At 67.9% G+C, this 20,535-nt stretch carries 21 protein-coding genes and 3 tRNA genes; 14 read left to right on the top strand and 10 right to left on the bottom strand.

Annotated elements, in window-relative coordinates:
- Positions 1 to 106 precede the first annotated feature (106 nt).
- The 3 genes from FFS72_RS19535 to FFS72_RS19525 form a co-directional block, all read right to left on the bottom strand.
- Positions 107 to 197: transfer RNA gene (locus FFS72_RS19535), tRNA-Ser, on the bottom strand.
- Positions 198 to 254: 57 nt separating this feature from the next.
- On the bottom strand, positions 255 to 695 hold the full coding sequence (locus FFS72_RS19530) for a nucleoside deaminase (protein ID WP_137875492.1): 441 nt from the start codon (positions 693 to 695) through the stop codon (positions 255 to 257).
- A gap of 26 nt (positions 696 to 721) precedes the next feature.
- Entirely contained in the window at positions 722 to 1,258 is a 537-nt protein-coding gene (locus FFS72_RS19525) for a tRNA adenosine deaminase-associated protein (protein ID WP_050067356.1), read from the bottom strand.
- 50 nt (positions 1,259 to 1,308) lie between these two features.
- Between FFS72_RS19525 and FFS72_RS19520 the strand changes: the two genes are divergently transcribed.
- On the top strand, positions 1,309 to 2,292 hold the full coding sequence (locus tag FFS72_RS19520; protein WP_137875476.1) for a prephenate dehydrogenase: 984 nt from the start codon (positions 1,309 to 1,311) through the stop codon (positions 2,290 to 2,292).
- A 7-nt stretch (positions 2,293 to 2,299) separates the two neighbouring features.
- On the opposite strand, the gene FFS72_RS19515 is transcribed toward FFS72_RS19520, so the two are convergent.
- The gene (locus FFS72_RS19515) at positions 2,300 to 2,890 is read right to left on the bottom strand and encodes a putative glycolipid-binding domain-containing protein (protein WP_137875475.1); all 591 of its coding nucleotides are present in this window, start codon (positions 2,888 to 2,890) and stop codon (positions 2,300 to 2,302) included.
- Positions 2,891 to 3,108: 218 nt separating this feature from the next.
- Here FFS72_RS19515 and FFS72_RS19510 point away from each other — a divergent pair, with 218 nt between their 5' ends.
- The 4 genes from FFS72_RS19510 to FFS72_RS19495 all read left to right on the top strand — a co-directional run bounded on the left by FFS72_RS19510 (position 3,109) and on the right by FFS72_RS19495 (position 7,083).
- Positions 3,109 to 3,630 (top strand): hypothetical protein, encoded by a 522-nt coding sequence (locus FFS72_RS19510; RefSeq protein ID WP_137875474.1) that lies wholly within the window; start codon positions 3,109 to 3,111, stop codon positions 3,628 to 3,630.
- Positions 3,631 to 3,754: 124 nt separating this feature from the next.
- Complete coding sequence (locus FFS72_RS19505; protein WP_137875473.1) at positions 3,755 to 4,795, top strand: NAD(P)-dependent alcohol dehydrogenase; 1,041 nt, start codon at positions 3,755 to 3,757, stop codon at positions 4,793 to 4,795.
- Positions 4,796 to 4,864: 69 nt separating this feature from the next.
- Complete coding sequence (locus tag FFS72_RS19500) at positions 4,865 to 5,392, top strand: hypothetical protein (RefSeq protein ID WP_249353412.1); 528 nt, start codon at positions 4,865 to 4,867, stop codon at positions 5,390 to 5,392.
- Between the two features lie 248 nt (positions 5,393 to 5,640).
- Positions 5,641 to 7,083: a PepSY-associated TM helix domain-containing protein gene (locus FFS72_RS19495; RefSeq protein ID WP_137875472.1), complete on the top strand. Its 1,443-nt coding sequence runs from the start codon at positions 5,641 to 5,643 to the stop codon at positions 7,081 to 7,083.
- A 122-nt stretch (positions 7,084 to 7,205) separates the two neighbouring features.
- On the opposite strand, the gene FFS72_RS19490 is transcribed toward FFS72_RS19495, so the two are convergent.
- Positions 7,206 to 7,281: transfer RNA gene (locus FFS72_RS19490), tRNA-Arg, on the bottom strand.
- A 64-nt stretch (positions 7,282 to 7,345) separates the two neighbouring features.
- Positions 7,346 to 7,437 (bottom strand) — tRNA-Ser (locus tag FFS72_RS19485).
- A 135-nt stretch (positions 7,438 to 7,572) separates the two neighbouring features.
- On the opposite strand from FFS72_RS19485, the gene hisC reads away from it, so the two are divergent.
- Positions 7,573 to 8,655: a histidinol-phosphate transaminase gene (gene hisC / locus FFS72_RS19480; RefSeq protein ID WP_137875471.1), complete on the top strand. Its 1,083-nt coding sequence runs from the start codon at positions 7,573 to 7,575 to the stop codon at positions 8,653 to 8,655.
- Positions 8,656 to 8,662: 7 nt separating this feature from the next.
- Here hisC and FFS72_RS19475 read toward each other — a convergent pair whose 3' ends face one another.
- Together FFS72_RS19475 and FFS72_RS19470 are read right to left on the bottom strand one after the other, a co-directional pair.
- Positions 8,663 to 9,598, bottom strand: a complete 936-nt coding sequence (locus FFS72_RS19475; RefSeq protein WP_249353413.1) for an alpha/beta hydrolase — start codon at positions 9,596 to 9,598, stop codon at positions 8,663 to 8,665.
- 173 nt (positions 9,599 to 9,771) lie between these two features.
- Complete coding sequence (locus FFS72_RS19470) at positions 9,772 to 10,752, bottom strand: alpha/beta hydrolase (protein ID WP_137875469.1); 981 nt, start codon at positions 10,750 to 10,752, stop codon at positions 9,772 to 9,774.
- Between the two features lie 148 nt (positions 10,753 to 10,900).
- Here FFS72_RS19470 and FFS72_RS19465 point away from each other — a divergent pair, with 148 nt between their 5' ends.
- Complete coding sequence (locus tag FFS72_RS19465) at positions 10,901 to 11,719, top strand: DUF5602 domain-containing protein (protein WP_137875468.1); 819 nt, start codon at positions 10,901 to 10,903, stop codon at positions 11,717 to 11,719.
- Positions 11,720 to 11,828: 109 nt separating this feature from the next.
- Positions 11,829 to 12,182: a hypothetical protein gene (locus FFS72_RS19460; protein ID WP_137875467.1), complete on the top strand. Its 354-nt coding sequence runs from the start codon at positions 11,829 to 11,831 to the stop codon at positions 12,180 to 12,182.
- 18 nt (positions 12,183 to 12,200) lie between these two features.
- Here the strand turns inward: FFS72_RS19460 and FFS72_RS27005 are convergent, their stop codons facing one another.
- Entirely contained in the window at positions 12,201 to 12,335 is a 135-nt protein-coding gene (locus FFS72_RS27005) for a hypothetical protein (RefSeq protein WP_283235433.1), read from the bottom strand.
- A gap of 206 nt (positions 12,336 to 12,541) precedes the next feature.
- Here FFS72_RS27005 and FFS72_RS19455 point away from each other — a divergent pair, with 206 nt between their 5' ends.
- Positions 12,542 to 13,360 (top strand): alpha/beta fold hydrolase, encoded by an 819-nt coding sequence (locus tag FFS72_RS19455; protein WP_171018749.1) that lies wholly within the window; start codon positions 12,542 to 12,544, stop codon positions 13,358 to 13,360.
- On the opposite strand, the gene FFS72_RS19450 is transcribed toward FFS72_RS19455, so the two are convergent.
- Positions 13,327 to 14,055: an MmyB family transcriptional regulator gene (locus FFS72_RS19450; protein ID WP_171018748.1), complete on the bottom strand. Its 729-nt coding sequence runs from the start codon at positions 14,053 to 14,055 to the stop codon at positions 13,327 to 13,329. The two genes, FFS72_RS19455 and FFS72_RS19450, sit on opposite strands and share 34 nt — an antisense overlap.
- A gap of 459 nt (positions 14,056 to 14,514) precedes the next feature.
- On the opposite strand from FFS72_RS19450, the gene FFS72_RS19445 reads away from it, so the two are divergent.
- The 5 genes from FFS72_RS19445 to FFS72_RS19425 all read left to right on the top strand — a co-directional run bounded on the left by FFS72_RS19445 (position 14,515) and on the right by FFS72_RS19425 (position 20,490).
- Positions 14,515 to 14,712 (top strand): hypothetical protein, encoded by a 198-nt coding sequence (locus FFS72_RS19445; protein WP_137875464.1) that lies wholly within the window; start codon positions 14,515 to 14,517, stop codon positions 14,710 to 14,712.
- A gap of 710 nt (positions 14,713 to 15,422) precedes the next feature.
- A complete protein-coding gene (locus FFS72_RS19440) occupies positions 15,423 to 15,686 on the top strand; it encodes a hypothetical protein (protein WP_137875463.1) in 264 nt (87 codons plus the stop codon).
- A 128-nt stretch (positions 15,687 to 15,814) separates the two neighbouring features.
- Positions 15,815 to 19,237: a DEAD/DEAH box helicase gene (locus tag FFS72_RS19435; RefSeq protein ID WP_137875462.1), complete on the top strand. Its 3,423-nt coding sequence runs from the start codon at positions 15,815 to 15,817 to the stop codon at positions 19,235 to 19,237.
- Positions 19,234 to 19,584 carry a hypothetical protein gene (locus FFS72_RS19430; RefSeq protein ID WP_137875461.1) on the top strand — a complete coding sequence of 117 codons (351 nt, stop codon included), beginning with the start codon at positions 19,234 to 19,236 and terminating at the stop codon, positions 19,582 to 19,584. The genes FFS72_RS19435 and FFS72_RS19430 overlap by 4 nt, the downstream gene beginning before the upstream one ends.
- 102 nt (positions 19,585 to 19,686) lie before the next feature.
- Positions 19,687 to 20,490 carry a Stk1 family PASTA domain-containing Ser/Thr kinase gene (locus FFS72_RS19425; protein ID WP_171018747.1) on the top strand — a complete coding sequence of 268 codons (804 nt, stop codon included), beginning with the start codon at positions 19,687 to 19,689 and terminating at the stop codon, positions 20,488 to 20,490.
- Positions 20,491 to 20,535: the final 45 nt, after the last annotated feature.

Here is a 20,535-nt window from a genome sequence, read left to right as displayed (position 1 = left end):
ATTGGGCTGGAGAAGGTGGGGCCAGTCACGGGCGCGCCACGTCGCGGCCCCGATCGGAGCAGCACACAAAAAAAGCTCCCCACCTGCGTACACAGGCGGGGAGCTTTGGCGGTGGCGGAGGGATTTGAACCCTCGGACGGGGGTTACCCGTCACACGCTTTCGAGGCGTGCTCCTTAGGCCGCTCGGACACGCCACCGCTGGTGACTTTACCCGACGCGCCCGCGCGAGCGTAAATCGGCAGGTCAGCCGCGCCTCACCCGAGGCGGTGGGTGCGGAAGAAGTCGTCGAGGAGGGCGGCGCAGTCGGCTTCGAGGACGCCCCCGCGTACCTCGGGGCGGTGCGTGAGCCTGCGGTCGCGGACCACGTCCCACAGCGAGCCGACCGCTCCGGTCTTCGGCTCCCACGCCCCGAACACCACCCGCGACACCCTGGCCAGCACCAACGCGCCCGCGCACATGGTGCACGGCTCCAACGTCACCGCCAGCGTCGCGCCCTCCAGCCGCCAGCCGTCACCGTGCACCGCCGCCGCCTGACGCAGTGCCAACACTTCGGCGTGCGCCGTCGGATCGCCGGACGCCTCGCGCGCGTTCGCGGCACGGGCAAGCTCGCGTCCATCGGCGTCGAACACGACCGCGCCGACGGGAACGTCGGCCGGGTCGGCGCCCTGCGCCGCGGCAATGGCGGCTCGCACCATCGCCTCGTCACGCGCGAGCAGCGACGTCACCTCAGCGGGGCGTCGAGGACCGCCGACAGCTCGGAACCGAACCCGAGGCGCTGCGCGATCATCGTCAACTGCTCGTCCGGGTACAGATCCGTCTCGGCGAGGATCACACCGAGCACCGGTTCCGGCAGCCCCAGGTCCGACAGGACCGAGAGGTCGCCTTCCTCCCACGGCTCGATGTCGTCGAGGTCGTCGGTGTCGATGTCGGGGGTCTCGACGTTGAGCGCCTCGAGCACGTCGGCGGCGATGTCGTACTCCAGCGCCATCGTCGCGTCCGACAGCAACAGCCTCGTCCCGGTCGGCGCGGGACGCAGGATGACGAAGAACTCCTCGTCGATGTCGAGGAGTCCGAACACGGCACCCGACGCCCGCATCTCGAGAAGTTCCTTCTCGGCCTGCTCCAGGCTGGTCAGTGCCGCCGCGGTCAGCGCCGTGCACTTCCATTTCCCGTCGTCGAGCACCACTGCAACACCGACGCCGTCGAGGGCGTCGAATTGGTCGGACGAGGCATTGTTCCCCGCGCGTTGAGCAGCCATGCGGCAACCGTAGTCCGCGTGCGGCCCCGACATGAAGTTCGACGGCGCAAATGTGCCAACCTATCGGTGTGTCCGCTGAATCCAGTGCTCCTCCCGTGTGCGTCCTCGGACTCGGCCTGATCGGCGGTTCCCTGCTTCGAGCGGCGTCCGCGAGGGGCCACACCGCGTGGGGGTGGAACCGCTCCCCGGAGTCCGCCGCGCAGGCGCGCGCGGACGGCTTCGACGCGGGAACCGACCTGATTGCCGCTCTCGACCGCGCTCGTGAGAGCGACGCGATCGTCGTGGTCGCGGTGCCCGAACCCGCCCTCGACTCCGTCCTGACGCAGATCGCCGAGCACGCCCCCGACTGCACGCTCACCGACGTCGTCAGCGTCAAGGGCTCGGTCCTCGCCGCCGTCCGCAGGCACGGTCTGGCAGGCAGGTTCGTCGGCGGGCACCCGATGGCGGGCACCGCGCAGTCCGGGTGGCCTGCCGGCGACGCCGACCTCTTCCGCGGCGCCGTGTGGGTGGTGGCCGCCGAGGACGACACCGACCCCGACGCGTGGACGCGGGTCGCCCGACTCGCGCTCGACTGCGGCTCGGTCGTCGTCCCCGCAGGCGCCGACGAGCACGACTCCGCGGTCGCGCGGATCTCGCACCTGCCGCATCTGCTGGCAGAGGCACTCGCGGTGACAGCGGCGGCGGGCGGTGACCTCTCGCTCGCGTTGGCCGCGGGGTCCTACCGGGACGGCACCCGCGTCGCCGGCACCGCGCCCGCACTGGTCCGGGCGATGTGCGAGGCGAATGCGCAGGCGTTGACCGTGGCCCTCGACGAGGCGCTCGCCCTGCTCACGGCTGCGCGCCGCGCTCTGCACGACACCGGCAGCACCGAGGTCCTCGTCGATGCCGGGCACGCCGCGCGAACGCGCTACGACACCCTCGACCGGTGGGAGATCACGGACACGGCGATCGGCGAGCCCGGCTGGGCGAACGCGCTGCGTGACGCCGGACGTCGCGGCGGTGTGATCCGCGCGGTCCCGGCCGCGCGACCGTGAGTGCGCGTCAGATCCGCTCGGCGAGACCCGGGTAGTCGACGATGAAACCCTGGCCGTCGACGGTGATCGTCGAACTCGACACCGGGGACAGGACCTGGATGCCGTCGGGTCCGGAACTGTAGGTCAGATCCGCCGCACGAACGCTGAGGTCGGGCAGGTACACGTACACGACCGGGACCTGATGGTTCTCGGCGTTGTGCTGCATCGCGAACCGCCGGATCGGCAGCGTGTTGAAGAAGGGGCTGAGCACGACGTCGACGTCGAGCGCGCCACCGAAACCCGACCGGTGGTGGTTCGTGCCGTCCTCGACCATCCAGTAGCCCTCGGCGTCCCGGCTGATCGAGACGTGCCGTTCACCCGAGGCGAGGCTCGTCCGCACCGACAGTCGACGCGTCACCCCGGCCTCGTCCGTGACGAGGTCGTAGGACGCGCTGAAGGCCGGGTGATCGGCGCACTCGCCACCGATGATGCGTCCGGACGCCTTGATCCGGTTGCCCACCAACTGCACTCGCACCGACTCCATCCGAGGGGCATTGTGCGCCCGCCAGGTGAGTACCGCCGGCCACACGGTGTCGTCGCGCTGTGCTGGAGTGGTCACCTGTCTACGGTAAGCGACGCCGCCCCGATCAGCAGCCGAGGTGCCGTGTCTCACCGGACGCGTCGCCCGCGACGCGGTCGCATGTGCCGCCGCGCGCGATGCCGAGGCATTGTGCCCCATCCACTCCCCCGACGGCCGGGAATGACGAAACCCGACCGCGCAATAACGCCCTGGTCACAGAATGACATTGATCGGATGACAGCCCCAGGAGGAATTCGATGGCCGACAATCAAGAGATCTGGTCAGCCGAAGCCCGCCGAGTCCTGATCGAGGTGGCAGGGACCTATCAGCGCACCGTCACCTATCAGGAACTCGCCGACGAGATCCAGGAGCGATCCGGCGTCCGCACCCGCAACCTGTTGCAGAACTGGATCGGCAAGACCCTCAGCCGCGTCGGCGGCGAATGCGCCGCTCGGGGCGAACCACTGCTGTCCGCGCTGTGCATCAGCGTCAACGGCACGGTCGGCGAGGGCTACGCGAAGTCGGTCAGCGCGACGTACGGCTTCGTCCCCAACGATCTCGAACAGCACGCTGCGGAGGAACGCCTCAGCTGCTACCGGCATTTCGGCGCGGTCGACCTGCCCGCCGACGGCGGCATCGCGACGCTGGCACCGAGCGTCGTGCTGGCGCGGGCGAAGGCGCAGAAGCGTGACCGCAGCAGGCGACGCGAGCTCGTCACCACGTGCGGTGACTGCTTCCAGGTGCAGTCGCTGACCGGGACGTGCGGCTGCAGTTGGTGACCGGCGCGCCGCTCCCGTTGTCGCCGACATCGGAGCGGGGTTAGCGTCCAAGGCGTACCACGTAGCGGCCTCGCACCTCCCGGCCGACCTCCGGCCCGGCGCGACCGCGGGAAAGGTGCGTCGCATGAAGGCCATCCAGTACACCACCATCGGCGCCGAACCCGAGGTGACCGAGATCGAGAAGCCGTCACCGGGTCCCGGTGAGGTGCTCCTCAAGGTCACCGCGGCCGGCGTCTGCCACTCGGACGACTTCATCATGAGTCTGCCCGAGGAGCGGTACGTCTACGGCCTGCCCCTCACCCTCGGCCACGAGGGCGCCGGGACCGTCGTCGAACTCGGCGCCGGGGTGTCCGGTATCGACATCGGCACCAATGTCGTGGTGTACGGGCCGTGGGGCTGCGGGACCTGCTGGCACTGCGCCCGCGGCGAGGAGAACTATTGTTCCCGCGCCGCGGAACTCGGCATCATGCCGCCCGGACTGGGTTCACCGGGTGCGCTCGCCGAGTACATGATCATCGACTCGCCACGGCACCTCGTTCCGATCGGTGACCTCGACCCGGTGGCGACGGTTCCGCTCACCGACGCAGGCCTGACGCCGTACCACGCGATCAAGAGGTCGCTGCACAAGCTGCGAGGCGGCTCGACGGCGGTGGTGATCGGCACCGGCGGCCTCGGCCACGTCGCGATCGAACTCCTGCGGCACCTGTCCCCCGCCCGCGTCGTCGCACTCGACATCACCGAGGAGAAGCTGGAGTTCGCACGGTCGGTCGGCGCGCACGAGGCCGTGCTGTCCGACAAGAACGCCATCGACAACGTCCGCAAGATCACCGGCACCGCCGGCGCCGCCCTCGTCCTCGATTTCGTCGGATACCAGCCGACCATCGACATCGCCATGGGAGTCGCGGGCGTCGCGTCCGACGTGACGATCGTCGGACTCGGCGACTTCGTCGCCCACGCCAAGGTCGGATTCGGCCAGAGTCCCTACGAAGCGGCGGTCACCTCGCCGTACTGGGGGTCGCGCAGCGAACTGATCGAACTGATCGACCTCGCGCACCAGGGCGTGTTCGACATCGCCGTCGAGCGGTTCACCCTCGACGACGGGGTCGAGGCGTATCGCAGACTCGCCGCGGGCACCCTGCGAGGGCGCGCGGTCATCGTGCCGTGACCAAGCCCTGCCACCATTCGACCCACCCGGCATTCGCGCAGGTAACCGCGGACTTGTAGTCTTCGCGGCGTGAAATCTCGGGGCCCGGCCTTCGCGCGGATGCGCGGTGGCTTCGTGGGCTCCCTGTCCGCTGCGGTTGCGGTCGCCGCCCACGCGATGGGAGGCGGCGCCGCGCCGACGGAAAGCGCAGCGGTCCTGCTCGTCCTGGCGTGCGCCGCGGTCGGTGCGCTGGCGTCCACCGCCCGCGTCCGCACTGCCGAACTGCCGTTCCTCCTCGGCGCTCTGACCGCAGGGCAGGCCGTCGGCCACGCTGCCCTAACGGCCGGAGCCCCCGCCCATCACGGCATGCAGCTGTCCCCCGCGATGCTCACCGCGCACGCGGTCGCGGTCGTCGTGTGTGCGCTCGCGATCCGTGGTGGTCGGCGCGGCTGCGCCCTCGCCGCCGCGTCCCTGCACCGAATCCTCCCGGCACAGTTCGTGCCGCTTCCCATCGCGACGCCGGTCGGCCGTCGCGTCACCGCGTACCGTCCCAGATTCGCACGCCGCATCCTCGTCGGCGCCCGTGTCGGCAGGCGAGGCCCGCCCCTCACCGCCTAGGGCACGTCGCCCGGTTCCCCGTTTCGGCCGCCCCGGCACCTGATCGCCAGGGGCACCCGAGTGGTCCCGGAGTCCCGCGCCCCCGCGCAAAACCCTGCTCGCCGAGTCGTTTCCGACCGGCGAGTCAGTGGCGCGCGCTCTCACACGACACCCCCTGGCGGCGTCGCCGCCCGTGCGCCTGTGTGGTGGGCTCCGGCTCCCACAACGCGCGCGAGCGCGCAGCGCCTGACGCGAATCGAGATACACCCATGTCTGCACCCGACATCGAACGCCCCTCCGCGGGCACGTCCCAGTCCGCCCCGCCCGGCCAGAGGCGGACCGTCCGCCCGCTGATGATGCGTCTGCACTTCTACGCGGGCATCCTCGTCGCGCCGTTCATCCTGATCGCCGCGATCACCGGCGGCCTTTACGCCGTCGCCCCCGCGATCGAGCAGATCGTCTACCGCGACTACCTGAGCGTCGACTACTCCGGAGCACCGAAACCGGTCGCCGACCAGATCCGCGCCGCGCAGCAGGTTCGGCCCGACCTGACCGTCTCCGCGGTGCGTCCCGCCCCGGAGGCCGGAGACACGACACGGGTCCTGTTCACCGACCCGACGCTCGGCGAATCCGAGCGCCTCGCGGTGTTCGTCGACCCGTCCACCGCGCAACCGGTCGGTGAGCTGGCCGTCTACGGCTCCAGCAGCGCCCTGCCGATGCGCACCTGGATCTCGCAACTGCACCGGCATCTGCATCTCGGCGAGCCGGGACGCATCTACAGCGAGCTCGCCACGTCCTGGCTGTGGGTCATCGCGCTCGGCGGCCTCTACCTGTGGTGGGACCGCTACCGCAAGGCCAAGGCCCGCAACACCTCCGCTCGGCTGCTCACCGTCGACCGGACGGCACAAGGCCGCGCTCGCACGGTGAACTGGCACGGCGCGGTCGGCGCCTGGATCGCCGTCGGTCTCGTGTTCCTCTCCGCGACCGGCCTCACGTGGTCGAAGTACGCGGGCGAGAACGTCTCCGACCTGCGCACCGCGCTGAGTTGGACCACGCCGTCGCTCGACAAGACGCTCGATACCGGCGCACCGGCCACAGGCGGGGGCGGACACGAGGGCCACGGCGGCGCGGCCCCTGCCGTATCCGACACCGGCATCGTCGACACCCACGTCGGGCAGATCGACAGCGTGCTCACCGTTGCACGCGAGAACGGCGTCGACAACGCCGTCGAGGCGTCCATCCCCGCGGACGCGTCGACGGCGTTCGCGGTGGCCGAGACGCGTCAGCCCTGGGTGATGAGCGCCGATTCGATCGCCGTCGACGGCACGACCGGTCAGGTCACCGACCAGCTGCGGTTCGCCGACTGGCCGATCGCGGCGAAGCTGACCGCGTGGGGCATCCAACTGCACATGGGTCTGCTGTTCGGCCTGCTCAACCAGCTCGCTCTCGCGGCGCTGGCCGTCGCGCTGGTGACGGTGATCGTGCGCGGGTACGTCATGTGGTGGCGGCGCCGCCCGACGCGCGGCTCCGACTGGGCCGTCGGACGGGCGCCTCTGCGCGGTGCACTCCGCCAGACAAACCCGGCCTTCGCCGTCGCGGTGGTGGTGGTGGCCGTCGCCGTCGGCTGGTTCATGCCGCTGCTGGGGCTGAGCCTGCTCGGCTTCCTCGTCGTGGACGCCGTCCTCGGTCTGCGGGCGCGCCTGCGCGCCTGACCTCTCGCCGAGAGTGCAGTTTTCGTCACATCGGCCGAGAGGCCGCGACGGAAACTGCACTCTCGTCAGCCGGACCCCGGATAGACGAAATCCCCGCCACCTGATGGTGACGGGGATTTCGTTGGTGCGCCCGAAGGGATTCGAACCCCTAACCTCTTGATCCGTAGTCAAGTGCTCTATCCGTTGAGCTACGGGCGCATGTTCTTCAATTGTGCCGGAGAACCGGCTGCACCGGAAATCCGGCACTGTCAGCAAGCTGACATGGCGGAAGCGAGAGGATTTGAACCTCCGGTCCCCTTTGAGGAGGACAACTCATTAGCAGTGAGTCCCATTCGGCCGCTCTGGCACGCTTCCTAGGCTCAGGTCCTTTCGAACCGCCGAGACGAAACAGTACACATGGACCGGCGTGATCTGCAAAACGCCTGGTCAATCCCCCGTTTGCGCAGGTGGCCGCGATCCGGATCGGGTCACCGCGCATAATGTGACCTCGTGACCGCACGCATCCGCCCCGATCTCGACAACTTCCCCACCTACGTCCCCGGTAAGAGCTTCCCCGGCGCGTTCAAGTTGGCGAGCAACGAGACCACCTCCGGCCCGCTTCCCTCGGTGGCCTCGGCGATCGCGGAGGCAGCGGCGGGCGTCAACCGCTACCCCGACAACACCAACCTCGCATTGCGGGACGCACTGTCCGAGAGCCTCGGAGTCGGCACCGACCGGATCGCCGTCGGCTGCGGGTCGGTGAGCCTGTGCCAGGAACTGGTGCAGATCGCCGCGGGCCCCGGGGACGAGGTGGTCTTCCCGTGGCGGTCGTTCGAGGCGTACCCGGTGGTCACGCAGGTCGCGGGGGCGACACCGGTGCCGGTGCCACTGACGCCCGATCACGCGCACGACCTCGACGCGATGGCGGCCGCGGTGACGGACCGGACGCGGCTGATCTTCGTCTGCAACCCGAACAACCCGACGGGCCGTGCGCTGACGGCAGCCGAGATCACGTCCTTCCTCGACAAGGTGCCCTCACACGTCCTGGTCGCCCTCGACGAGGCGTACTTCGAGTACGTGCGACCCGGCGGTGACGCGGGCGAGACGATCGCGGACGGCGTCGCGCTCGCCGAGGGGCGCCCGAACGTCGTTGTACTGCGGACGTTCTCGAAGGCATACGGACTGGCGGGGTTGCGGGTCGGCTATGCGGTCGCAGATCCGTCGATCGTCGCGGCGCTCGGCAAGGTACACACGCCGTTCGCGGTGAACGTCGTCGCGCAGGCCGCGGCAGTCGCCTCCCTCGCCGCCGCCGACGAACTCCTCGCCCGCACCGACCAGGTGGCGGCGGAGCGGACCCGGGTTCGGGACGCCCTGCTCACCGCCGGCTACGACGTGCCCGAGTCGAACGGCAACTTCGTGTGGCTTCCGCTGGGCGAGAAGTCGCAGGGGTACGCGAGCGCCAGCGCCGACGCCGGAGTCGTGGTGCGGGCGTACGGCGCGGACGGCGTGCGGATCACGATCGGCGATCCGCACGAGAACGACGCGTTTCTCGTGTTCGCGTCGGGCGCCGGCCTGGACATCGCGAAGTCCTGACGCCGGGTCAGACCCGCATCGCACGGGCCAGTGTCGGCCACGCGTCGTGCAGATCCCGCTCCCAGTACGGCCAGGAGTGGGTGCCGGTGTCCCGGTAGCGGAACGTCGCGGGGATGCCGAGCTCGCGCAGTCGTGCGTCGAACAGGCGGGTGCAGGTGAGCGCGGCCGCCTCGAGCCCGGCGCCCAGCGTCATCGCACTGAGGCCGTCCGCGGTGGTCGGGTCGCTGAGCGCATCCGCGACACCGTTGCCGGTGGACACGTAGATCTGCTTGCCGCGCAACGCTTCCGCGTTCTGCATCGGATCGTTCGCCGCCCATGCCGGGGAGCCGTCCGGGCCCCACATGTTGTCGGCGTCGCCGCCCTTCCACGCGACGGTGGCCCGCACCGACAGCCGGGAGTTCGACTGGCTGTTGTCCGCGCAGCCACTGAACGCCGCCACACCGGCGTACATGTCGGGATGCCGCGTGGTGAGGTTCAGTGCGGCGTGGGCGCCCATCGACAGGCCCGCGATCGCGTCGATCCCGTTGCCGTCGAACCGGGCGTCGATGATCGGTGGCAGTTCCTCCGTCAGGAACGTCTCCCATTCGTCGACGCCGAGCTTCGGATCGGGTCGCAGCCAGTCGGTGTAGTAGCTGCCGGTGCCGCCGACCGGCAGCACCACGTTGACGGGTTTGTCGGAGAAGAAGCGGACGGCGTCGGTGCGCTGCGTCCAGGTGCTCTCCCGGTAGTTCGACTCCTCACCGCCGCCCGCACCGTCGAGAAGGTAGAGGGTCGGCCGCGGACCGGTGCCCGGCGGCGGGAGCAACACCTGGACCTGCACGGTCTCCCGCATGGACGGCGAGTGCACGAACACCGCGGCCCGGCGGTCGGTGAGCATGGTGACATGGTCGACGGTCGCGGACTGCCTACTCGACGGACCTCGGGCCCCGGCAGGGGCCGTCATCAGGCCGCAGAGGACCACGGACAGAACCAACGTCACGAGTAGCTTCACAGGCCCACCTCGTGCGGCACACCGCCGGGTTGCGGACGAGCCGCTGGCGGCAACGGTATCGGATCACCGGACCCGTCGCAGGGCGAGCCGAATCTCGTTGCCGTTCCTCACGGTTGGGCGTCCGGCTACACACCCATCGCGCGCGCCAGACTCGGCCAGGACGTGCGCAACGCGTCCTGCCAGTATGGCCACGTGTGCGTGCCACCGGGGGTGTAGTCGAACGTGGCGGGGATTCCCAGCTCGCCGAGTCGACGCTCGAACCCGAGGGTGCAGTGGTACGCGGCCGCCTCGAGCGTCCCGCCGAGCGCCATGATCAGCGGCAGGTCTGGGTCGTCGAAGCGTTCGTGCCGTCCCATCGCTCCGTTGCCGACGGACGAGTAGACGACCTTGCCGCGCAACGCTTCCGCGTTCACCATCGGATCGTGCGCCACCCAGTCGGGATCGCCGTCCAGGCCCCACATGTTGTCGGCGTCGCCGTCGACGTAGCCGACGGTCCGACGGACCATGAAAGTCGCTTCGGGACTGGTGGTGTCGGCGCAGCCGCTGTACGAGGCGACGCCGGTGTAGAGGTCCGGGTGGCGCGTGACGAGGTTGAGTGCGCCCGCTCCGCCCATCGACAGTCCCGCAACGGTGTTGACGCCGTTGCCGCCGAACCGGGAGTCGATCAGCGGCGGCAGCTCCTCCGCCAGGAACGTCTCCCACTGGTTCACGCCCAGCACCGGATCGGGCTTCTGCCAGTCGGTGTAGTAGCTGCCGGGACCACCGACGGGCAGCACCACGTTGACCGGCTTGTCCGCGTAGAAGTCCACGACATCGGTCTGGGTGGTCCAGTCACTTTCCTGGCCGTCGGACTCGTCGCCCCCGCCGACGCCGTCGAGCAGGTAGAGCGTGGGCCTGGCCGCATCGCGGTCGGCGGGCAGCAGCACCTGCACCTGCACGACACGACCCATGGCGGGTGAGTCGACGAACACCGCCGCTCGGCGGTCGGTCAGCATCGTGACGTGATCGACGGTTGCCGTAGCGGAGTGGGTGCCGCCTGCGCTCGCATGAGGGGCGGCAAGACCTGTGAGCGCCGCGGCCAACGCCGTCGCCATCAAGAGTTTCATCGTGTCCGCCTTCGTCGTGCGGCGCGACCCCCGCCCCCGGGTCCGCTGGTTCCGGACACTCTCGCAGCTCACAACCGTGATCAGCAAAGGGCGCGAACCACGAAAGCTGCTAGTGTGATCGCAATCACACTCGCGAATGGGGTGAATCATGCGCATTCATCGCCGTACCCGAACCACAGCGACCGCGCTCGCCATCAGCAGTTGCGCGCTGCTTGCCGGCGCGTGTTCCGAGACTTCCGACGCATCACCGGCCGACAACGTGCTCACCGGGCAGTCGGTGCCCGTCGGCGACGGAAGCGGACACACGTACGTCACGCTCGCCGACGACGGTACGCCCGACGCAGTCGGCATCCGACTGTCCGCGACCGCGCTCGACGGCCTTCCCCACGACATGAACGCCCCGATGCAGGTGTTCCAACTCGACCTGCCCCCGGACGCCCCACCGACGGTGTTCGACACCGTGACCGTCGACTGGAATCCGCACGGGCACGAACCCCAGGGCGTCTTCACCGCACCCCATTTCGACATGCACTTCTTCATGCAGGACCGCGCCGAGATCGCGGCGATCACCCCGACCCGCCCCGAGTTCGCGATCCAGGCGTCGACCCTCCCGCCGGGCCAGTACATGCCCGCCGACTACGTCCCCCCGCCCGGGCCTCCCGCTCTCCAGACCGTGCCGAACATGGGCCTGCACTGGACCGATGCGACAGAGGGCGTCGGCACACCCGACTTCGTCTTCGACCAGATCCTCGTTGCCGGATCCTGGGACGGCGCATTCACGTTCCTCGAACCGATGATGACCCGGGAGTGGCTGCTCACCAAGCAGAGCGTCGACGAAGCCGTGAAACAGCCCGCGGCATACGCGGAGTCCGGCTACTACCCGACCACCTACACGGTGAACTACGACGACACCACCGACGAGTACGTGGTCGAACTCGGCGGGATGACGATGCGCGAGGCATCGTGAGCGGCGCCTGCGGCAAAACGGTAACGGTCAGGCAGTTCGTCGCGCCTCCAGTGGACGCCGCGCCTACAGTCGGTTCGACTCGTCCTTCGTTCGCAAGGTGAGGATCGCGATGAACACGCTCACGAAGCTGACAGCGTCCGCCCTGATCGCCGGGGCTGTGCTCGCAGGAACGGCGACCGCGCACGCCGACCCGGCACCTCCGCCCCCACCGCCGACGAAACAGCAGGCCCTCGACGCCATGCTGGGCGAACTCGGCGTCGCATGGGCGCAGGGCGGCGCCGCCGGAACCGCCATCGGAGCCGTCGTCGGACTCGGCATCGGCTGCGTGTCGATGTTCCCCGGAAGCCTCGCCGGCTGCATCATCGGTGCCCCGACGGGCGCGACGATCGGTGGCCTGATCGGCATGGGCAACGGAAACCCCAAGGTGCAGCAGTCGATCGAGACGTACCTGAACACGCCGTAGCCACGTGTGTCTCCACCCCTAGCCCGCGAGGTCGTCCGGTCCGATCGGGTCACGCGCCCAGTCCTGCGCCGACATCGCCGAGCCGGCGCGAATCCACCGGGCCGCCAAGCCTGCCGCCACCGTTGCGACCACCACCGCTGCGAAAAGCCTCATAGCGGACAGACTCGCATGCCGCTCCGCAAGAAAGAACCCCCGGCCTGGAGACACCAGGTCAGGGGCCCGAACCACGGGCACGGACAGAGGCGATGCCGAGGTCTGACGATCTCGGTGGCGAATCATTCCAGCTGGTACGTTCGCTTCCGAATCCAACGCATGACAAAGGGCTTCGCGTGAACCGCGAGGATTGGGGAGGAAACGCAGTGCCATTCATCGAGACCTCGGACAGCTCGGTGTTCTACGAGGATTCGGGCGGCACGGGCCCCGCCATCATCATCTCGCACGGATTTCTCATGGACCACAGAATGTTCGACGCTCAAGTCGAGGCGCTGAGCGACTACCGGCTGATCCGATGGGACACCAGGAACCACGGCCGTAGCCACGGCAATGCCACCGCATACAGCTTCTGGGACCAGGCGCGCGACGGACTGGCGATCCTCGACCATCTCGGAATCGACGACGCCGTGTTCGGTGGCCACTCCCAGGGCGGATTCATCGCGCTACGCATGGCGCTGCTCTCCCCCTCCGCGTGCCGCGGCCTCATGCTGTTCGGTACCGCGGCCGGCGCCTACACCGACAGGGAACGTGAGGGCTACCGCCGCATGTTCACGCGGTGGATCGAGGGAATCGGATCCCCCGATTTCGAGCCCATGGTGTGGGCGCTCGCATCGTCGATGATCGGCGGCGACCGGGAACGGGACCAGATTCCGTGGCGTGACCGGTGGCTCGAACGCGACTGGTCCGACTTCGCTCCGGCGATCGACTGCCTGGTCGAGCACGACTCCGTGGAAGACCTTCTCGCCGAGATCCGTTCCCCCGCACTGGTTGTGCGAGGGGCAGCGGATCAGGCCTTCTCCGACGCGTCGGTCAACGAGATGGTCGCGCGACTGGGCGGTCCTACGGAGGTTCGGGTCATCGAACAGTCGTCACACGGCGCGAACCTCACCCATCCGGACCTGGTGAACCCGATCCTCACGCAGTGGCTGTCTCAGCTGCCCGCGGGAACACCGACCCACACGTAAGTCTGATCGTCCGGGAACCGCGAGTAGTACCCGCTGTCCAGGGTGATCACCTTCCTGGTCCTGTAGTCGCGGATCTTCATGGTCTGTTCCGGCCCGCGCGCGCTGAGCGGGTCGTTCCAGAGCCGCCGGAAGTCGAAGGACTCCTCGAGCCGTCCGAGAAGTTCGTCGAAGGCGCCGCGGTCACCGCTCCTGGTGGCCGCGCGCCGCAACCACCACACCGTGGAGTTTGCGCGGACCTCCCATTCCTCGTGCACGAGCCGTGCTCGTGAGTCCCGGAACAGCCACTCCGCGAAGCTGGCGTGATCCCCGATCCCGGGAAAACTGCTCTGGTAGAGACTGTTCGAGTCGATCACGTTCAGATGCGCGTCGACGATCGACCACAGGACGTCGTCGTGGTCGCGGCGGAACAGGTTGATCAGGGGATTCGTGCCCGTCGCAGTGATGGGTGCGCTGTTCAGTTCGCGTGGTGGGGTGCGATCGGCCAGCATGTACAGGGTGTGCGTGTCCGAGCTGTCGAGTGCCAACGCCTCGGCCATCCGATTGAGAACGGCATCGCCGGGCTGCGGTGCCCGCCCCTGTTCGATCTTCGTGACGTAGCTGGCGCTCACGTGCGCGGCCTCGGCCAACTGCTTCTGGGTAAGGCCCCGCTGCGAACGGTGCGACTTGATGAACCGCGCCAATGGATTCCCGACCACGCCAGACCACTTCCCCTTGTGACACTCCGAGTGCCACAAGGATGCCTGGTAACACTGCGCAGTGCTACATCAGGGGGGAGTGACACTGCGACTGTGTCAGTGGGTCGGAGATGACAGTAATCCTTGTCACGGAAAAGGCCTGTTCAGGGGCGACACCACGCCATGCCGTGTGGTTGGCTGACACCCGTCACACCGCAGGGGGGAACAGCACGATGGCGACTGTCTGCAGTCGTCGGCCAATCGACTGAACCCAATGCGAAGTAACTGGTCACCCCAACGTCACTGGGGTGTCCACCGGTGAAATCCGGGCGCATCGATACCTCGATCAGCGCCAACGCCGAATCGGATCGACTGATGTCGAAACAACAAGTATGGCAACGAAACTGATCGTGGGCTCGTAGCTGCCCTGTTCCTGCGCATCGCAGATCGATACATCTGCGGGACATGCAGAGGAAGGCGATGATGATTCGCTCGACGGGCCGCGATCGCTGCCTCACCCACGTCGAGAGACCAACCCGATACGCCGCCGGCAGCAACGTCATCGACAGTGAACTCGAGCCGGACTGGGTTCACATCAACGGCGTGGACCACTGCCCGGCATGCGTACGGGTGACGAAGGCCGCTCAGGACATTCCCACGAGACCTGTTGCGGCCTGAACTGCGACCACCGGATCGGCATCTGTAGGGGGGATGCCGACCTGGTGGTCGCAGTGCGGCCACGCTCGCGATACAGGCGATCGAGTGTCATGTCCGCGTCAGATCGACAGGTTGGCGGATCTTGCGACGTCAGGGGCGGTCCATGAGAACCGCCCCTGACCTCTTGGCGGAAGCGGAGGGATTTGAACCCCCGTTGGTGTTACCCAAGCTCGCTTTCAAGAAGTGAGCGGGTAATAACACAAAATCCAGCCAGAATTTCCGCTGGTCAGTGCCTTTGCCTCTCGAATGACCTGTTCGAACAGCTCGACACTCCCCCGGGGTGTGTCACATCTGTGTCATGTTGTGCCCTCTTGGCGTCACTGCGAATTACTCCCGGCACCACCGCCCTCACCGCTTGGATCGGGCCCAGACTTTGGTTTCGGTGCGCGAGTGCAGCCGGGTGCGATGTACTGACCGGCGTGGATGGGGGAGAGTCCCCTGGGGTGGTGGGAATCTGGGTTCGGGTTCCGGCAGCTCCACATCGCTGCCCCTGCCGACGCGAGATCGCTAAGGTCGTACACCTCCAGTTCACCGCGTCATCACGGGCTCGCACGTGCACAGTCCGGGCCTTGTCGGGGGCGATCGCTACTCTCCGACCGAACCTGGACCATACGAGACGAATCGGGCGTGCCAGATGGCACTCGACCCGAGTCCGGAGGGAGAGGTAGCCGATGGCCAGCCAAGTGATTTTCGTTTGTCAGACGGAGAGCAACCTCTACACGAAGGAGGTTCACATAACGTCCCAGGACTCTCTGCCGGAAAGCATCACCACCGCGAAGGACCATCTCGAATACTGGGTCGGACTGATCATTCGAGATGGAGAGACCCTGGTTCGTTGGTGGGTTGAGGACGAAAACGGGTCGACAATCGAGGATTTCGGTACCGAGCTGTCCGTCTACGTGAACAAGTACGGGAAGTTGAAGAAGAGGCGCTGACTCCAATCCGGCCAAGGCGCAGCAGCGGGCTCCCCGTGCGGGTTCACTTGCACGCACGCTGCTTGGGGCAGACTCCTCGGTACGCTGTGCCCGCAAGGTGGCCGTGCGGGTAAGCGTGTGGAGGTCGGGTGAGCGAGCAGCTTCGGTTCTCGAACTACGGCAACGGACCGTCGCTGCACGGCAAGCTGCTCGAGATGATCTCCGGGGCACGGCACCGGGTGTGGATCAAGATTCCGTGGTGGGACACCAGCATTCCCGCCCGCGCACTGCTCGATGCGGTGATCGACGCGAAGCGGCGTGGTGTCGATGTCCTGGTACTCGGCCGGCCCGAAGCATCGAACGATGCGGTGCACCGGGAGCTGCGCGCGGCCGGGGTGGAGCTGGTGGCGGTCCGCTACATCCACGAGAAGGAACTGATCGCGGACGACGAGGCGATCACTCACTCGATGAACTTCACCCGCACCGAGATGGAACGCAACGAGAACTCGGGTAACCGGTTCACCCGGCCCGAGGAGATCGAGTCCCTGGAGGCGGGTTTCCGCATGCTGGTGGACAACCGTGCCGCAGCCTCCCTCGGTGACGAGGAATGGACCGCCAGCGACAAGATCATCCCACCGACACTGCAGAAGTTCTTGACCCGCTACGACCGGCTGAATCCGTTGCAGTCGAAAGCGGTGCCAGCGGTGCTCTCGACGCCAGGGCATGTGATGGTGGTGGCACCGACCAGCGCAGGCAAGACGTTGATCGGGGAGGCCGCGGCGCTACGGTCGATCATCGGTGACGGCAAGCCCGCGGTGTGGTTGCTGCCGGCGCGGGCGCTCGCCGCCGAGATCGGGGAGACCGCCCGGCGGTGGCGTGAGCACGGGATCAACGCGATCGAGTTGACCGGCGAAACGAACATCTCCAGTGACGCGGTGCGTCGAGCCCAGTTGTGGGTGGCGACGACGGAGAAGTTCGAGGCCCTCTACAGGCGTTCGTCGTTGCGGGACTTCATCGCCAAGGTGGGGTGCGTCATCATCGACGAGGTCCATCTGGTCGGGGATCCCGAGCGTGGTGCGACGTTGGAGTCGTTGATCGCCCGGCTGCGTGCCGTAGAGGGCCGCACCCGGATCGTGGCGTTGTCGGCGACGGTGTCCAACGCCGACGAACTCGCATCCTGGTTCAACGCACAGTTGATCCGGTCGGCTTGGCGGCCGACGCTCCTGACCACCCAACTCGTCCCCTACGACGAACCCCCCGAGGGGTCGCGGCGCGAGCAGTTCGAGGGGGCGAAGGACCGGGTGATGCGGTCGCTGCTCGCCGAACTGTGCGACGCGCCGTCACCGTCGGCTACCGGCAGTGACGGGTCGACGGCGCCGGCGAGTGTGCTCGTTTTCTGCGGCAGCAAGAACGCGGCCCGCCGGACCGCGGCGCTGGCCGCCGGTCTCACCGATTTCCGTGCCCTCGCCGACGACACACTCGTCGAGGCAACCTTCGAACGTGGAGTGGGTCTGCATTTCCGGGACGCGCCGCGTGCTGGGCGGGCCCTTTCCTCGTTCAAAGACCGTTCGATCCCGACGCTCGTGGCGACGTCGGGGTTGTCGACGGGGGTGAACACCCCGGCGCGGGCGGTGGTGATCCGGGACCTCGAACTGGGCATGTCGCCATTGGAGGTCAGTCAGGCGCAGCAGATGCTCGGCCGCGCCGGCCGGGCCGGGCAGGAACCCGAGGGTTTCGGGTTCATGCTGGTGCCCCGCCACCAGGAGGCGCTGTGGCGGCGCCGCCTCGCCGATGGGTACGCCGCCCGATCCCAGGTGATCGCTCAGCTCACCGACGTGATCCTCGCCGAGATCCTGCTCGGCTCGATCACCGACCGCCGCTCGGCGGCATCGTGGTTCGAGGAAACCTTCGCTTACGCCCAGTCCGGTGAACCACTCGACGTCGACGACGCGGTCGATCACCTCGTCCACCGCGGCTTCGTCACCGAATTCGACGGCGGACTGGCCGTCACCGAGCTCGGCGCTCTGACCTCACGCCTGATGGTCGACGTCGACTCCGCCGGCGCCATGCTGACCGCGATGGCCGAGACACCGCTGCCTACGTCCGCGTCCGAAGCAGAGGAGTTCGTGCTGGCAGTGACCGCTGGCAGCGTCGGGAAGCTGCGGGACTGGCCGGTGAACCGGAAGGTCTACGACCCTCACGTGCAGTGGGTCCTCGCGCCGTGGTCACGGCGTGTCCTCGGTCGTGTCCGGGACGGCTTCGGCGCCAAGTTCTGTATGGCGGCGGCGCATCTGGCGTTGCGTGATCCCCGCAAACTGCACGCCACCCCACCGAAAGGTGTGTCGTTGGCCGAGTTCCGGCGGGCGATCGACGACCTGCCCCGCTACCTGGCCTGGATCGCCGCTCTCGGCTACCTCGACACCACGACCTGGATGCCCGCCGTCGCCGGTGATCTGGCGCGGCGCCTTTCCTGGTGGCATCTGACCCCGCATCCCGGTCGTGGCAGCGGCCGGCTGCTCTGGTTCCTCGAGAACACCCTCGAACCGCAGAACCGCCACACCGCCATGCAGGACCTCTGGCGGCGCGCCACCGGCGCCGGATGCACCAGCCCCGACCGGATCAACGCCCGCCCGGGCGGCGTCGACATCTCCCCCGACCAGTTCACCGACCTGGCCCGGGGCCGCGCCGACCTGGACATGGCGCCGCCGGAGCGGCTGACGGTGCCGGTCACGACGTCGACGACCGATGCCCGGGTGACGATCATGAGCACCACCGGCAACCACCGGGCGGTGGCGACCACCCACCCCGCCTGTGGCCGGGTGGAGATCCCCGTACCCCGCGGCGCGATCACCGATCGGATCGCTGCCGACGTCTTCCTCTACACCCGCTCCGGTGACTTCGCCTACCGGAATCTGGTCACCGACCTGCCGGCCGATGCCCTCTCCGGCCGCACCGACCCGGTCGCCGAGGCGGCCTCGTTGATCCCCGACCTGCAGCCGGTCGCGGTGGTCTCCCAGCGTTTCGGCAAGGTACGCCGGATGCTGATGACCGAACGCCGCAAACGTGCCGCATCGCTGATGGCGCTGCTGGCCCCGGATCCTCAACTCCAGCCTGTCGCGGCGGCACTCGCCGGGCACGAAGCCGAACCGGACCTCGCGGTGATCGCCCTGCGCGAGAACCTGCCCCGTCTGCTCACCGAACGCGCCGCCGACACACCTCGTCCCGCCGCGACGGTCCTCGCCTCCGGACATGCTTCACCAGACGAGTACGAACTGACCCTGGCCGCCCTTGCCGGGGCTCTGAAACTCGAGGTCGGGATCGCCTCCAGGAACGGAGAACTCACCGCTCTGGTGAGCATCGGCAGTGAATGGCTGCTGGTCACACCGTCAGGCGATGCACTCGTCCAGGTCGACGCACTCATCCCCGACGACCTGCCTCCGATCCTCAAATCGGTGCAGCCACAACAACAGACCCCCGCCCCGAGCCAGACCACCCCACGCTGCGCCTGGCTGACGGACTTCACTGCGGCGGCAGGAACCGTGTCGTCAGTCCTGACACCATCGCGGCAGTGACGGCACAACTGTCCGGCGCGGAACGTACGATTCCGCGCATGGCGACGTACGGGCTGTGGCAGTCGGTCAAGCACTTCATGGTTTCGAATAACCCGCCCTGCTACGAATCCGACTCGATCGGCGAACTCGACTCGATCGGCCGGAACAAGGGCTGGTACTCCCCCGCCCCGGCCGTGATCGCGCAGCGGAACGCTACCGATAGCTGGGTTCCGGAATCGTGGGTACGGAAGACACACCTGGTGAACCTGACGCCGGACCAGCCGATCAAGTACCAGCAAGTCCGGGAAGGACTGCGACCCTGGCCGAACCACTTGGGCGAACCACCAAGTTCGCCGGCAGGTCGATAGCAGCCATTACGACATCTCCCCTTGCGGGCGCCAGTCGACCTTCGTGGCCGGACCTCCCAGTTGCTCCAATATGCTGCGCGCATGCGAACTGGTGCAACAGCAGTGGCGACGACAGTGGTGGCGGCCGTACTGCTGGCGGGATGTGGCAGTGAGTCCGCGAGCGTCCCCAACGTGGTCGGATACCGCCTCGATGACGCGCACAATATCCTCAAGGACGTCGGATTCGAGCAGTTCGACGACGTAGACGCGATCGAGGACCGGAACCCGTTCGTGGACTCCAACTGGGTGGTTCTCGGCCAAAGTCCCGGTGCTGGAGAATCCGCCGAGGTCGACTCGACGATCCGCCTCGAGATCGCCAAGCCTGAGGACGACGGCGTCCGCGCGCGCATCCCGGTTGGTTCTCCGGTCGCGGAGGAACTGAGTGCGATCGACGCACGCAACGCGGCGACGGACGCGAAGCTCGCGGCGGAGGCAGAGAAGCGGAGGCAAGCTGAGGTCGCCGAAGCAGCCAAGGATCTCAAGGAGTTCGTCGACAAGGTTGATCCGAGCCTGCGGCTGATGCAGAACGCCGTCGCGGACCTGGCCGCCGCGGCCGACGACATCGCCTCGAGCGGCGTCGTGACGGTTGCCGACCTCGCGAGCCTGCGCGACATCAACAAGGCCCTTGGTGTGCTCTGGGACGAGTTTGAGAATGCACCGAAGGTGGTCAATAGTGACGCCGATGAGACTCAGGAGGCGATCCGCGAGTTTCAGCACGCCGCGGACACACTGATCAGTGCTGAGGGAGTCGCCGCAGCCAGTTCACTCGACCGGTTCCATCAGTTGTTTGGCTCTGCGCAGCCGCGCTACAACGCTGGTCTGACCGGTATCTACGCGGGAAGCGGCATTCAACCACCGACTGTGTGACGACTCCCTCCGAGAGTTATCCGGCCGACCGGGGTGCCGAGAGCT

Origin of the sequence: Rhodococcus sp. Q, assembly GCF_005503035.1 — a bacterium.
Taxonomy (GTDB): Bacteria; Actinomycetota; Actinomycetes; order Mycobacteriales; family Mycobacteriaceae; genus Rhodococcus_G.
This window is presented reverse-complemented; position numbering and strand designations above follow the sequence as displayed.

Bases quoted from the DNA above. Each gene is read 5' to 3' on its own strand.
- FFS72_RS19470 (WP_137875469.1), bottom strand. From the start codon at position 10,752: ATGAAACTCTTGATGGCGACGGCGTTGGCCGCGGCGCTCACAGGTCTT.
- FFS72_RS27005 (WP_283235433.1), bottom strand. From the start codon at position 12,335: ATGAGGCTTTTCGCAGCGGTGGTGGTCGCAACGGTGGCGGCAGGCTTG.
- FFS72_RS19440 (WP_137875463.1), top strand. From the start codon at position 15,423: ATGGCCAGCCAAGTGATTTTCGTTTGTCAGACGGAGAGCAACCTCTAC.
- FFS72_RS19520 (WP_137875476.1), top strand. From the start codon at position 1,309: ATGTGCCAACCTATCGGTGTGTCCGCTGAATCCAGTGCTCCTCCCGTG.
- FFS72_RS19465 (WP_137875468.1), top strand. From the start codon at position 10,901: ATGCGCATTCATCGCCGTACCCGAACCACAGCGACCGCGCTCGCCATC.
- FFS72_RS19525 (WP_050067356.1), bottom strand. From the start codon at position 1,258: ATGGCTGCTCAACGCGCGGGGAACAATGCCTCGTCCGACCAATTCGAC.
- FFS72_RS19530 (WP_137875492.1), bottom strand. From the start codon at position 695: ATGGTGCGAGCCGCCATTGCCGCGGCGCAGGGCGCCGACCCGGCCGAC.
- FFS72_RS19445 (WP_137875464.1), top strand. From the start codon at position 14,515: ATGATGATTCGCTCGACGGGCCGCGATCGCTGCCTCACCCACGTCGAG.
- FFS72_RS19495 (WP_137875472.1), top strand. From the start codon at position 5,641: ATGTCTGCACCCGACATCGAACGCCCCTCCGCGGGCACGTCCCAGTCC.
- FFS72_RS19460 (WP_137875467.1), top strand. From the start codon at position 11,829: ATGAACACGCTCACGAAGCTGACAGCGTCCGCCCTGATCGCCGGGGCT.
- FFS72_RS19510 (WP_137875474.1), top strand. From the start codon at position 3,109: ATGGCCGACAATCAAGAGATCTGGTCAGCCGAAGCCCGCCGAGTCCTG.
- FFS72_RS19475 (WP_249353413.1), bottom strand. From the start codon at position 9,598: ATGACGGCCCCTGCCGGGGCCCGAGGTCCGTCGAGTAGGCAGTCCGCG.
- FFS72_RS19505 (WP_137875473.1), top strand. From the start codon at position 3,755: ATGAAGGCCATCCAGTACACCACCATCGGCGCCGAACCCGAGGTGACC.